Source organism: Enterobacter sp. C4G1, assembly GCF_052886895.1.
In genome coordinates this window covers 2,057,004-2,069,800 of record NZ_JBQVVV010000001.1, presented here as the reverse complement: position 1 = coordinate 2,069,800, position 12,797 = coordinate 2,057,004, and the positions used below count along the sequence as shown (strand labels likewise).

12 protein-coding genes are annotated in these 12,797 nt (G+C 57.3%); 3 read left to right on the top strand and 9 right to left on the bottom strand.

The genetic code is table 11. The features are described from left to right. Positions 1-45 precede the first annotated feature (45 nt). The 7 genes from tauD to ACT9TW_RS09890 form a co-directional block, all read right to left on the bottom strand. Positions 46-897, bottom strand: coding sequence for a taurine dioxygenase (tauD, locus tag ACT9TW_RS09920; protein ID WP_446492259.1), 852 nt, complete (start codon positions 895-897; stop codon positions 46-48). After that, a complete protein-coding gene (gene tauC, locus ACT9TW_RS09915) occupies positions 894-1,721 on the bottom strand; it encodes a taurine ABC transporter permease TauC (RefSeq protein WP_446492258.1) in 828 nt (275 codons plus the stop codon). Before tauC ends, tauD begins: the two co-directional genes overlap by 4 nt. Then, positions 1,718-2,485 (bottom strand): taurine ABC transporter ATP-binding subunit, encoded by a 768-nt coding sequence (gene tauB, locus ACT9TW_RS09910; RefSeq protein ID WP_446492257.1) that lies wholly within the window; start codon positions 2,483-2,485, stop codon positions 1,718-1,720. Before tauB ends, tauC begins: the two co-directional genes overlap by 4 nt. A 10-nt stretch (positions 2,486-2,495) precedes the next feature. Continuing rightward, a complete protein-coding gene (gene tauA, locus ACT9TW_RS09905; RefSeq protein WP_182059769.1) occupies positions 2,496-3,458 on the bottom strand; it encodes a taurine ABC transporter substrate-binding protein in 963 nt (320 codons plus the stop codon). A 175-nt stretch (positions 3,459-3,633) separates the two neighbouring features. Further along, complete coding sequence (gene mmuM / locus ACT9TW_RS09900; RefSeq protein WP_182059768.1) at positions 3,634-4,566, bottom strand: homocysteine S-methyltransferase; 933 nt, start codon at positions 4,564-4,566, stop codon at positions 3,634-3,636. After that, positions 4,553-5,953: an S-methylmethionine permease gene (gene mmuP / locus ACT9TW_RS09895; protein ID WP_446492256.1), complete on the bottom strand. Its 1,401-nt coding sequence runs from the start codon at positions 5,951-5,953 to the stop codon at positions 4,553-4,555. The genes mmuM and mmuP overlap by 14 nt, the downstream gene beginning before the upstream one ends. 240 nt (positions 5,954-6,193) lie before the next feature. Then, complete coding sequence (locus tag ACT9TW_RS09890; protein WP_182059766.1) at positions 6,194-7,102, bottom strand: LysR substrate-binding domain-containing protein; 909 nt, start codon at positions 7,100-7,102, stop codon at positions 6,194-6,196. A gap of 127 nt (positions 7,103-7,229) precedes the next feature. Here ACT9TW_RS09890 and ACT9TW_RS09885 point away from each other — a divergent pair, with 127 nt between their 5' ends. Together ACT9TW_RS09885 and ACT9TW_RS09880 are read left to right on the top strand one after the other, a co-directional pair. Beyond that, the gene (locus ACT9TW_RS09885; RefSeq protein WP_446492255.1) at positions 7,230-8,417 is read left to right on the top strand and encodes an MFS transporter; all 1,188 of its coding nucleotides are present in this window, start codon (positions 7,230-7,232) and stop codon (positions 8,415-8,417) included. An 11-nt stretch (positions 8,418-8,428) separates the two neighbouring features. Beyond that, the gene (locus tag ACT9TW_RS09880) at positions 8,429-9,610 is read left to right on the top strand and encodes an amidohydrolase (protein ID WP_446492254.1); all 1,182 of its coding nucleotides are present in this window, start codon (positions 8,429-8,431) and stop codon (positions 9,608-9,610) included. Here the strand turns inward: ACT9TW_RS09880 and ACT9TW_RS09875 are convergent, their stop codons facing one another. Both ACT9TW_RS09875 and ACT9TW_RS09870 read right to left on the bottom strand, forming a co-directional pair. After that, positions 9,611-10,774: a multidrug effflux MFS transporter gene (locus ACT9TW_RS09875; protein ID WP_446492253.1), complete on the bottom strand. Its 1,164-nt coding sequence runs from the start codon at positions 10,772-10,774 to the stop codon at positions 9,611-9,613. It lies immediately after the preceding gene. A 130-nt stretch (positions 10,775-10,904) separates the two neighbouring features. Continuing rightward, positions 10,905-11,810 carry a LysR family transcriptional regulator gene (locus ACT9TW_RS09870; RefSeq protein WP_259349630.1) on the bottom strand — a complete coding sequence of 302 codons (906 nt, stop codon included), beginning with the start codon at positions 11,808-11,810 and terminating at the stop codon, positions 10,905-10,907. Positions 11,811-11,929: 119 nt separating this feature from the next. On the opposite strand from ACT9TW_RS09870, the gene ACT9TW_RS09865 reads away from it, so the two are divergent. Then, positions 11,930-12,793, top strand: coding sequence for an arginase family protein (locus ACT9TW_RS09865; RefSeq protein ID WP_446492252.1), 864 nt, complete (start codon positions 11,930-11,932; stop codon positions 12,791-12,793). The last annotated feature ends 4 nt before the right edge of the window (positions 12,794-12,797 follow it).

Below are 12,797 nucleotides of genomic sequence, written 5' to 3'. Positions count from 1 at the left end.
GACCAGTCCCCTCGCCCCTTTGGGGAGAGGGTTAGGGTGAGGGGCTCAAACCGCACGATAAAACGGCTTATCCCCTAAAATTGTCGCACGCTGCATGATCCGGCGCTGCGGCAGGTAATCCGCATTGGCGTAATGCTGTGTGACGCGGTTATCCCAGATGGCGAGGTCATTCTCCTGCCAGCGCCAGCGCACCTGAAACTCTGGTTTGGTGATATGGGCGAACAGGAAGCGTAACAGCGCTTCGCTCTCTTTTTCTGTGACATCCACAATCCGCGTGGTAAAGCCTTCATTCACGAACAACGCTTGTTTTCCCGTCACCGGATGCGTGCGCACCACCGGGTGCAACAGCGGTGGATGCTTCGCGACGGCCTCCAGCCAGCGCTGATGCTCCTCTTCGCTTTTACGGTATTTGTACTCCTGGAACGATTTTTTAAAGTCATGCTCTGCCCGCAGCCCGCTCAGCAGCGCCCGGAACGGTGCTGATAGCGCCTCAAACGCCGCTATTCCGCTTGTCCACAGCGTATCGCCGCCCGTCTCCGGCAAAAGCTTCGCCGCCAGGATCGCCCCGGCTGGCGGGGTTTCAATAAAGGTCACATCCGTATGCCAGTTGTCATTATCCGGCGGGTTATCGTTGTGGGTATCCAGAACAATAATTTCCTCAACACCTTCGGCATGAGGATAGACCGGATGGATATGCAGGTCGCCGAAGCGCAGTGCCAGCGCACGCTGCTGGTGCGCCGTGATCGCCTGCTCACGCAGGAACACCACCTGATGACGCAGCACCGCGTGGTACAGCTGTTCAAACTGGTTATCGCTCAGCGGGCGGGTCACATCCAGGCCCGACACCTGCGCACCGATATACGGCCCCAGCGGGGTAATGGTCAGACGTTCACTCATTGTATTTCTCCATGCCAGGGTGTCAGGCGGCGCTGTAGCGCACGCAGCCCCAGTTCTAATCCGAAGGCAATCACGGCGATCACCGCAATCCCTGCCAGCACCACGTCAGTCGCCAGAAACTCGCCCGCCGACTGCACCATAAAACCCAGGCCACGGGTTGCGGCAATCAGTTCCGCCGCCACCAGCGTTGACCAGCCCACCCCAAGCCCGATCCTCAGCCCGGTTAAAATCTCCGGCAGTGCGCCGGGTAAAATCACGAACAACAGCACCTGCGTACGGCTGGCACCAAGAGACTGCGCGGCACGAATGCGCACCTGCTGGGCACTCTTTACACCCGCCAGCGCGGACATCGCCACAGGTGCGAAAATCGCCAGATAAATCAGCAGGATTTTTGACGTTTCACCGATGCCAAACCAGATAACCATCAGCGGCAGATAGGCCAGCGGCGGCACTGGACGATAAAGCTCAATTAGCGGGTCAAGAATGCCGCGCACCGTGGGGCTCAGCCCCATCGCGATCCCCACCGGTATCCCGATAATCACCGCCGCCAGCAGCGCCACCAGAATACGGGCCAGGCTCGCCGCCAGATGCTGCCACAGCGTGGCATCCATAAACCCCTGCGGCCCGGCAATGGTTAGCAGTTTTGCCAGCACCAGTCCCGGCGGCGGCAGAAACAGCGGGCTAATCCACTGCTGGGCAGCAACCGCCCACCACACCGCCAGTAACACCAGCAGCGTACTGACGCTCAGCGTGACCTGTCGCGAGAATGGCCAGCGTAAACTCAGGCGGGGACGGCGTGTTTTTTCACTGAAGACAATGCTCATGAGAACGCCTCCCGTTGTTCAAATACGCGGCTCAGCACGTATTCGCGTTGTTCGATAAACAGCGGGTCGGACTTAATGCTCCGCACCGGTTCCCCCGCCACATAGCGACGGGCGAAATCGAGCGGCAGGCGCTCCAGCACGCGCCCCGGCCCTGGCGATAACAGCACCAGTTCGGTCGCCATAAACACCGCTTCTTCGATGTCATGGGTGATAAGCAGCACCTGCTTACCGGTTTCGTGCCACAGGCGCAGCAGCAGGGTTTGCATCTGCTCGCGGGTAAAGGCATCCAGCGCGCCGAACGGCTCATCCAGCAATAACAGCTGCGGATTAGCTGCCAGCGCCCGGGCAATCCCAACCCGCTGACGCTGGCCGCCTGAAAGCTGCCAGATAAAGCGTTTTTCCGCCCCTTCCAGCCCCACTTTTTTCAGCATCTGCCGAGCGATATTCAGCCGCTGTTCGCGCCCTACGCCCGCCAGTTGCAGGCCAAACGCGACGTTTTCCTGCACATTACGCCACGGCAGAAGCCCTTCATTCTGAAAGACCACCCCGCGCTCAGCGCCGGGGCCGTCTACCCGTTTTCCTTCCAGTTGAATAGAGCCGTGCTGATAAGGGACAAACCCGGCAATCAGGTTCAGCAGCGTGGTTTTGCCGCAGCCGGATGGCCCCAGCACCACCAGCAGCTCACCGCTGTCCAGCTTCAGGTTGATATCTTCCAGGGCCGGTTTTCCGCCATAGCTGGCGTGCAGGTTTGTAATATTCAGCATGGCTGCCTCCTTATTTCACGAAGCGGTCGGTCACGTACTGGCTATAGTCCGCCGCCACCGCAGGCACTTTGCCCTGCTCTTTGAGGAAAGTTGCGGTGTCCACAATCGCTTTGTTCACCGGCCCCGTCAGTTGCTGAACCTGCTGTGCGGGCGTGAGGTAGGTATTCCCTTTCACCAGCCCCGGTACGTCTGCTTCCGGTACGCCGCTCAGACGCGAGAGTTTTTCCAGGTTAGCGGGTTGTTTGAGCCATTCATCGGGGTTGCTGATATAGGGTTGCTGCGCGTCGATGGCGCTTTTCGCGAAAGCTTTCACTACATCAGGATGTTTTTCCGCGAAGTCTTTACGCACGACCCACACGTCGAGTGTCGGTGCGCCCCACTGGCCCACTTTTTCGGAGTCGGTCAGTACGGTGCCCTCTTTTTCCAGCTCGTTCACTGCAGGTGCCCAGACGTATGCGCCATCAATATCGCCACGCTGCCAGGCCGCAATAATCGCCGGGGGTTGCAGGTTAATGATTTGCACCTGGCCCGGCTTAATCCCCCAGTGTTTCAGGGCGGCGAGCAGGCTGTAATGAGTGGTAGAAATAAACGGCACGGCAATGCGCTTGCCAATCAGATCTTCTGGCTTAGTGATGTTTTTCTTCACCACCAGTGCTTCAGAGTTACCCAGCTGAGACGCCAGCAGGAAGACTTCAATGGGCACCTGCTGGCTGGCCGCTACCGCCAGCGGGCTTGAGCCGAGGTTGCCAATCTGCACATCGCCAGAGGCCAGCGCACGCACAATGGCCGCCCCGCTGTCGAATTTGCGCCAGTCCACTTTCGCGCCGCTCTCTTTAGCGAAGGTGTTATCCGCCTGCGCAACTTTTGCTGGTTCCGCAGAGGTTTGATACGCGACGGTGACATCCACCGCCTGCGCCTGAAATGCCCACAGCGCCAGTGCGCCGAGTAAAGTAATACGCGATGAAATTGCCATACTGTCTGCTCCCCTTGTCGTTATGGGGGCAGTATTTCCGGCAGGCGAATTTTGATAAAGGAATAAAAAAGAATCGTTAATAGCGATTCGTTTTTAGATAAAAAGCGGGAAAGAAAAGTGAATTTTGTGCGGTGCTTTTTTGCCGGGTAAGCACAGCCGCCACCCGGCGAAGGCCTCAGCGCTGAGCCGTCAGCTCAGCAATATCTTTCGGCGTAGTGCGACAGCATCCACCAATTAATTTTGCGCCTGCCGCCAGCCACTGCGGTAAATAGCCTGCCAGTGTTTCGCAAGCTTCACCATGGTGGTGCCAGGTTTTCGTCACCGCATCATAGTGCTCACCAGAATTGGGATAAACCACCAGCGGCAGCGAGGTCAGGCTTTGCAGATAGCGCAGCGCCGCCGTGGTGTTCTCCAGCGCGATGCAGTTAATGCCCAGCGCCACAATCTGCGGGTAGTGCGCCAGCTCTGCAATCACTTCACGCAGCGGTGTGCCATCGCTTAAATGCTCGCTGTCACGCAGGGTAAACGAGAACCACGCGCGGGCGCGCGGATACTCGCTCAGCAGCGCGGCAAGGGCTTTGCTTTCGGCAAAAGAGGGTAGCGTTTCACAGGCCAGCAGATCGGCCCCGGCATCCAGCAGCGCTTCAACGCGTGGACGGTGGAACGCGGTAAACTCTTCTGCGCTACGCACATAGTCACCACGGTATTCGGAGCCATCGGCCAGATACGCTCCGTATGGCCCTACGGAGCCTGCCACCAGCAGCGTACCCGCGTGCGGGTTTTCAGCCAGGTATGCTTCGCGCGCCTTACGCGCCAGCTCCACGCTTTTACCGATCAGCGTGCGGGATTGCGCGTCATCCAGGCCACGTGCCGCAAAACCTGCGGGTGTTGCCTGGTAACTGGCGGTAATCGCCACCTGCGCCCCGGCGCGGAAATAGTCGAGGTGCACTTCACGGATAAGTTCCGGGTTTTCTACCAGCACTTTGGCCGACCACAGGCTATCGGCAAGGTTACAACCGCGCGCTTCCAGCTCCGTTGCCATCGCCCCGTCGAGAACGACAAAGGGTTGTGTTTCAAGGATGGCGCTCAGCGGATTATTCTGCGACATGTTCAGGCTCCTGCGTTGTCAGATGTCGGGTCAGGTAGTACGCACCATAACACAGCGCCACAAAAGGTATCCCGCAGTAAAGAGCAATTCTCTGGCTTGGGTCAAACGCCAGGCCTACGCAAGCCACCACGCACAACACAAACCCGAGCACCGGCACCAGCGGATACCACGGCGCGCGATACTGCAACGCAGACAGCGGCTGGCCGGACTGCACATGGCGACGGCGGAAAACAAAGTGCGATGCACAAATGCTTATCCACACTGCCACTACCGCAAAGCCGGAAATTGCCGACAGCGCCACAAACACGGTGTCTGGCGCCACCACGCTTGAGAACAGCGCCAGCACGCCGCCAAGCATGGATACGGAGAGCGCCGTCAGCGGTACGCCGTTTTTATTAACGCGGGCAAAGCAGCGCGGCAGCGTTTTCTCGTTCGAGAGCGACCACAGCATCCGGCCCGAGGCATACAGCCCGGAGTTGGCCGCAGAGAGGATCGCCGTCAAAATCACAAAGTTAAAAATGTCTGCGGCATAAGGAATGCCGACCTTTTCAAACACCAGCACAAACGGGCTCTTTTCCACACCTGCCTGCTGCATCGGGATAAGCGCCGCCAGCACAAACACGGTGCCGATAAAGAAGATAATCAGGCGGGCGATGGTGGTGCGGATCGCCACCGGGATCACCATGTGCGGGTTTTCCGTCTCTCCGGCCGCAATGCCGATAAGCTCGGTGCCGGAGAACGCAAAGTTCACCGCCACCATGGTCATCAGGATCGGCAGACCGCCGTGCGGGAACCAGCCTTCAGCCGTGATATTCGTTAAGCCCGGCGCAGGTGAACCGTCCTGCATCGGGATAAAACCAAAGATCGCCGCGCCGCCAAGAATAATAAAGGCGATGATGGTGATCACTTTGATCAACGAGAACCAGAATTCCCCCTCGGCGAAGAAGCGCGTGGAGATAACGTTCAGACCAAAAATCACCGCGCAGAACACCACGCACCACGCCCAGACGGGCACCTGCGGGAACCAGTACTGCATACAGAATCCGGCGGCGGTAAAGCTCGAACCGAGCGCCACCGTCCAGGTAAGCCAGTAAAGCCACGCCACGGTGTAGCCGGTGGCCGGGCCGAGATAGCGGGCAGCGTAAACGTGAAACGCGCCGGTTTCTGGCATCGCGACGGAGAGTTCGCCCAGACACTGCATCACCAGCCAGACCACCAGCGCGCCAATCAGGTACGCCAGCAGCGTTCCTGCAGCCCCGGTTGTCGAAATAATGTATCCGGTATTGAAAAATAACCCTGTGCCAATCACGCCACCCAGCGAAAGCATAATCAGGTGGCGTGTTTTCATGGTGCGCTTAAGCTGCCCATTTTCTTGTTGTGTTTGCATATTACCTTCTATACGTATGGACATCTAAACATCCAAAGAAGGTGTGTTATACCGCGATTGTTAACAAAAAGCTAGCCGTGGACCAGGCGCAGCCGGGCACGCCGCGCGCTAAGACGGGGATGAGTTGTCAGGATCACATAGAGAATGGGTCGCCAGGCCATAAGCACCTCCGCAAGCAGATACTTAGAGCATGGCGCGGGAGAGTGAAATCCTCGGTCAGTCGAAAGTGGGATCTGCTGGCTACCAGCTAAACCGTCGACAGGCCTCGCGCAGGCGAACCAAAAACTGGCGAGCATTGGTGGTCATCGCCGATTTTTGCGACCACACCGCGCAATACTGGGCCGAGGGCAGCTGGGTTATCGGCAGCGCCACCAGCCTGTCGTCAAGCTGCAACGGCTGGCACATTGCCCTGGCGACCACGGTCAGGTAATCAGCGTTGAGCACCATATTCAGCCCGGTGATCACGGAATCCGTACGTAGCGGAGTGACCTCTACCTGGCGGTAAAAATGGCTCAGTTCATTTTGCAGTTGCTGGTAATAACCCATTGAGGACTCGGGCAGCAGCCATTTGGCCTGCCGTAGCGCCAGAAGATTGTCGGCGTTCGCCAGCGGGTGTCCTTTGCGGGCAATAATACAAAACGGCGAGGTGAACAGCGGCTCGATCATCACCCCTTCCGGCGGCGCCATGGGATCAACAGAGCCAATGGCGATATCGATTTCGCCGTTACGCACGCCCGGCAGCAGCGAAGAGAGCTGCCCCTCTTTGGCCGTCAGCAGCACCTGCGGCAAGGTCTGTTTAAAGGCATCGGCCACATCGGGAAACACAGTCAGGGCAATCAATGATGAAAACCCCACCGTTAACCGACCATGGGTATAGTGGTTAATCTGTTCCACCTCTTCGGCGGCGCGTTTTAGCTCTTCAAGCACCCACTCCGCCCGTTGCGAAAAGGCGATCCCCGCTTCTGTCAGGGCAATGCCCTCTTTACTGCGTAATAAAAGTTGTGTGCCTAAAGTTTGCTCAAGCTCACGCAAGGTACGGCTCAAACCGGGCTGCGAAACGCCCAGTTCACGCGACGCCGAACGAATACTGCCGCTACGCGCGACCTGACGAAAGGCCTGAAGATGGCCAATTTTTGGCAAATATCTCATCACTCACCCTATAACAAAAAAGCATCACCTATAGAAAAATTATATCTTCCCGCCTTTTCGGTAAACCCCTAGATTCAGAGGGCACACAACCTCTCTCATCGCACTCTGACGCCAGGCGGAAAACATAATGAAAAGCCAGTCACAGATGATTTTTTTACTCTTTATCGGCTATGTCGTGGTGTACATCGATAAAACCGTGATGGGGTTTGCCCTGCTGCCCATCGAAAAAGAGTTCGGGCTGAGCACCGCCCAGCTTGGGTACATTACCGGGATCTTCTTTCTTGCCTATTCGCTGTTTCAGGTGCCCGCAGGCTGGCTGAATGACAGAATCGGCTACAAACCCATGCTGATCATGTCCCTGTGCGCACTGGGGATCTTCGCCCTGTGCTTTGGCGCGCTGGGGATGAGTTTTGGTCTGCTGCTGGTGTTCCGCTTTCTCTCGGGCGTGGGGCACTCCGGCTACCCCTGCTCATGCGCCAAAGCGGTAGTCAGCAACTTCACGCTGGAAAAACGCACCTTTGCCCAGTCGGTGCTGCTCTCTTCCGCGGGGCTGGCGATGACAGTCGGGCCGATTGTGGCTGTCTCAGCGCTGGAACACTTAGGCTGGCATGTCTCCTTTGTTTCGTTAGGGATCGTTGCCTGCGCCATCGCCTTGCTGATCGCCCTGCGCGTGCCGTATCACAAGCCCGAGCCACGGCCGCAATCGCAGGAACGCAGCGCCGCATTGTGGCGTAACCCCACGGTACTGCTGCTATTTATCTCGGTGTTTTGCGTCAACATTCCAAGCTATGGCCTGATGGCCTGGCTGCCAAAATTCTTCGTGCAGAGCATGGGGATGCCGCTTGAGGTATCGGGCTACATTGTGGCCGCTGGCGGCGCGGGGATTTGGCTCTCTTCGCTCTGTACCGGCTGGCTGGTAGGCAAGTATTTCCACAACCGCGAGCCGCAGGTAATTTTGGTCTGCGCGCTGATCAGCGCCGCCGCCATTCTCGGGATTTTCCATACCTCGACCGCGCTATCCGCCAGCGCCCTGCTGTTTGTGGGGGAGATCTTCCTGATGGCGACCTTTGTGACTGCGTTTACGCTGCCGATGAAGCGCCTGCCGGAAAGCACCATGGGCTCGGCGATTGGCCTTATTAATACCGGCGGCACGCTGGGCGGTTTCGTTTCCCCGGTGGTGATTGGCTATCTGGTCGGGCAAAGCCACAGCTATGAAAGCGCATTTATTTTCCTGTCACTGGCGATGGTGTGCGCTGGCGTGGCGATCACGCCGTTAATCAAAAAAACCGCCACTTCGCAACCCGTGACTGACTGAAGGAGACTGTGATGAAAAGTACGATTGAAAACCTTATCCGCGACGTCAATGAAGATGTGATCCGCTGGCGCAGACATATTCATGCCAACCCGGACCTCTCTTTTCAGGAGAAACCGACGGCTGATTATATCGCCCGCGAGCTGGCAGCCCTGCCGGAGCTGGAGCTGAGCCGCCCGGTAGAGAACAGCGTCATTGCCGTCCTGCACGGTGATAAATCCGGCCCAATGTGGGCGCTGCGTGCAGATATCGACGCCCTGCCGTTGCTGGAAGAGAGCGGCGAGACGTTCAGCTCAACCAGACCTGGCGTGATGCACGCCTGCGGCCACGATGCGCACACTGCGATGCTTATGGGTGCAGCGAAGGTCCTTTGCCATCTGCGCAGCCAGCTGCACGGCAGCATCAAGTTTATCTTCCAGCCAGCCGAAGAAGTGCCGCCGGGCGGCGCGCGTGAGCTGGTAGAAAAAGGCGTCGTCGACGATGTGGAGAAGATCTTTGGCCTGCACGTCTTCCCGACCAGCCCGACCGGCAAAATCACGCTGAAAGAAGGGGTGTATGTCGCCTCCAGCGACAACTTCGATATCACCATTTATGGCAAGGGCGGACACGGCTCGATGCCACAGTTTTGTATTGATCCGGTGGTTATCGGTGCTGAAGTGGTCAGCGCCCTGCAAAACGTGGTGGCGCGTAATCTCGACCCCATCAACGCCCCGGTGCTGACCATTGCCACCTTCCAGGCGGGTGATAGCTATAACGTTATCCCGGACAGCGCCCGTCTGGCGGGAACCGTGCGTACCCATAACCAGCAGGTGCGCGAGCAGGTACCGCAGCTGATGCAGCGCATTATTGACGGCGTGGTAAGTGCCCACGGCGCACGCGCTGAGATCCGCTGGCAGCAAGGTTATGCCGTTGGCAACAATCATGCCGACACCAATGCCATCGCCAGAGCGGCGATTGCCGAACACTTTGGCGGCGATACCCTGCAACTTGCCGACCTCGCCCTGTTTGGCAGCGAGGACTTCTCCTCTTATCAGGAGAAAATCCCCGGCTCGTTCCTGTTTATCGGCTGCGGTAATCAGGAGAAAGGCGCGGTGTGGAACGTACACAACCCGCACTTCCGTATTGATGAGGCCGCACTGGCAGTGGGTGTGAAGGCGCATATTGCGCTTGTCAGCTCGCTGTTTGAGGATATCTGACTATTTTTTCTGCGCCAACAGCATGGCGATAGCGGCAAACAACGCGATGATCCACGCCATTGTCCACGGCGTGCCATCGCTCAGTGTCGCCAGCAGCAAAGACGAAACAATGCCGCTGCCGTATTGCAGGGAGCCAATCAGCGCCGACGCCGACCCCGCATTGCCTGGCACAGCATCCAGTGCGGCGGCTGTGGAGCTGGCAGCGATGATGCCGTTCATCGAGAAGAAGATAAAAATCAGCACCACAATCAGCGCAATGCCACCCACATGGAACCAGACGCAGGCAGCCATCGCCACGGCGGCAAGCGCCGCGACGCTTGAGGCATATTTCAGCAGTATCTCAAGCGAATAGTGATTCACCAGCCTGCGGTTCACAAAACTCATGCCCATCACGCCCACGATGTTAACGGCAAACAGCCAGCCGTAATATTGCGGAGCAACGCCAAAGAAGCGGATATAGACAAACGGCGAACCGGTAATAAAGGCGTAGGCCGCCACGTAGTAGCTGGTCAGGCTGAGGGTGAACTGCATAAATTTACGGTTACGCAGCAGCGCGACATAGTTTTTGAACGCGCCTTTCACCGATGCCTTAACGCGTTTCTCTTCCGCCAGGGTTTCTGGCAGCCACCATAACGAAGCAAACATCAGCACGCCAATCACCGCTAACAACCAGAAGATGCTGTGCCAGGTAGTGAATTTGATCATCTGCCCACCAATCAGCGGCCCGGCAATCGGGGCGATGGCCATGATAATCACCAGCGTCGACAGCATTTGCGCCGCGCGGGTACGGCTGAACAGGTCGCGGATCATTGCTCGCGCCAGCATCGGCCCGGTGCAGGCACCTAACGCCTGAAACACACGCCAGAAAACGATATGGGTTATGTCGGTCGCCAGCGCGCAACCCGCAGAGCCAATCACGAACAGCGCCATGCCGATAAACAGCGGAATGCGGCGACCCAGGTGGTCGCTGATTGGGCCCCAGATTAACTGAGCGATGGCAAAACCGATCAAGAACCCGGTGATGGTCAGTTCGGCATTGCCATGAAGATCGGCCGTCATCACCGGCATGGCGGGCAGATAGATGTCGGTGGAAAGCGAGGTGAACGCCATTAAGGCGCTCAGGATCAGCACAAAGGGTAAACCTGTGGTTTTGGGGGAGGTCATAGCATTCCGGGTATTATTGCGTTGAGTGATAATAATAATCGCAATGAAGTGTTGAATAATCAGGGGTAAACGGGATGTGGTTATGAGTGGTATTCATAATTTGTTTGTCACGCTCAGGTATTGCTGGCCCTTAAGCCGGTTTACGAAACCGTGCAATCAGCCAGTCAATAAACACCTGCAACCGCGCATTCTGATGACGATTTGGCGGATAGAGCACATGCACCGGTAACGCCGGGCGTTGCCACTCCTGAAGGACCGCCACCAAACGCCCCTCTTTTAAATCATCTTCGACATAGCATTTCAGCGGCTGCCCGATCCCAAGCCCGGCGCGCATCATGGCAATGATCCCACTGCCCCCATTGGCAGAAAACGCGCAGCGATCGTAAAAATAGCGATGTTCACCTTTGATAAACGTCAACCCTTCAGCGCGACCGCTTCCGGCTGAAAAGTACCCCACCAGCTCATGCCCCACGCTTAAATCCTGGGGCGTATGCGGAATGCCGTTGGCGGCAAGATAAACCGGCGTCGCACAGGTGACATATTCCATATCAAATAGCTTGCGCCCAACCATCGACATATCGAGCAGCTCACCGATGCGAATAACGCAGTCAACAGCTTCGCTCACCAGATTGATAGTCCGGTCGTTCACCCCTAGCGAGATGGCAACATCAGGAAACTGACGATGGAAATCTGGAAGCGCGGGGATCAGTAAAGACTCCGCAAACACGGCAGGAACATCAATGCGGAGCATTCCCCCGGGACTGGCCTTATTACGGCGAACGAGGGTGTCGGCCAGATCCAGATCTGCAATCAGCCGCACGGCATATTGATAGTACTCTTTTCCTTCCGGGGTGACGGCAAGCGAGCGGGTTGTCCGGTGCAGCAACGTGGTCCCCAGGTGGCGCTCAAGATCGGTGACCAGTTTGCTCACCGTCGAACGGGGCATCCCGAGCTGATCGGCTGCCCGGCTGAACGAATCCGTGTCTACCACCCTAACAAACGCGCGCATTGCCAGAAGCTGATTCATTTTCATCATCCAATTATCCATAACTGTGAACAATGATGTCAGGTTTTGCGTCTTGTTACGACATGACGTTGCTTTATTCTGATCCGTTATTCCACGCTTCTCGCGCACGGAAAAAATAAGGAGATACCATGAGCAACGACCTACGACTGATCTTCCCGCTCTGGCTGGGTGGCAACCTTCGTGAATACCATTTTGGCGCACAGATGCTAGCATGGCTGGCACCCGAAACCGCCTCCCCTGTTGAACATGTTCCCGTGACACCGCTGGATGAACAGCCGGGTATTGAAGAAGGCATTCTTGGGCGCAGCAAACTGATGCAGGATCTGGACAATGCCTCTGCCATCATTCGAAAACACCAGCCAGAGCGCATTACCGTTCTCGGGGGCGATTGCCTAATCGACCTTGAGCCTTTCGCCTGGCTCAGCGAGCGCTATGGTGATGGGTTGGGTATTTTGTGGATAGATACCCACCCGGATGTGATGACCCCCGCGCAATACGCGAATGCCCATGCGCATGTTCTCGGCGCGTTGATGGGTAACGGCGACAGCGACCTCACTCGCCGCGTCCCGCGTCCGGTTCCGGCCTGCCGGGTGATGATTGCCGGTCTTCATTCACCGAATGCCTGTGAAGCCGATTTTATTCGCACCAGAGGGATCCGGACCGTCTCGCCCGAAGCCATCCGCGCAGGCAGCCAGGACATTGCCGACTGGATCGCCAAAGAGAAGATCACACACCTGGCTATCCACTTTGATCTTGATGTCCTTGATTTTCATCAGTTCCGCGCAGTGATGTTTGCACGCCCGGACGACGCGCCGGAGAAATGGGATGGCGTAGCCAAAGGCAAACTCACGCTTGCCGAAGCGGCTGCGGTAATTGCGCAGGCAGACAGTGCTGCTGACGTGGTCGGTTTAGGGATTGCGGAACATTTACCCTGGGATGCCATCAACCTGAAAAACCTGCTGGCAACGTTACCGCTGCTTCGGAAGGCGTAAAAAA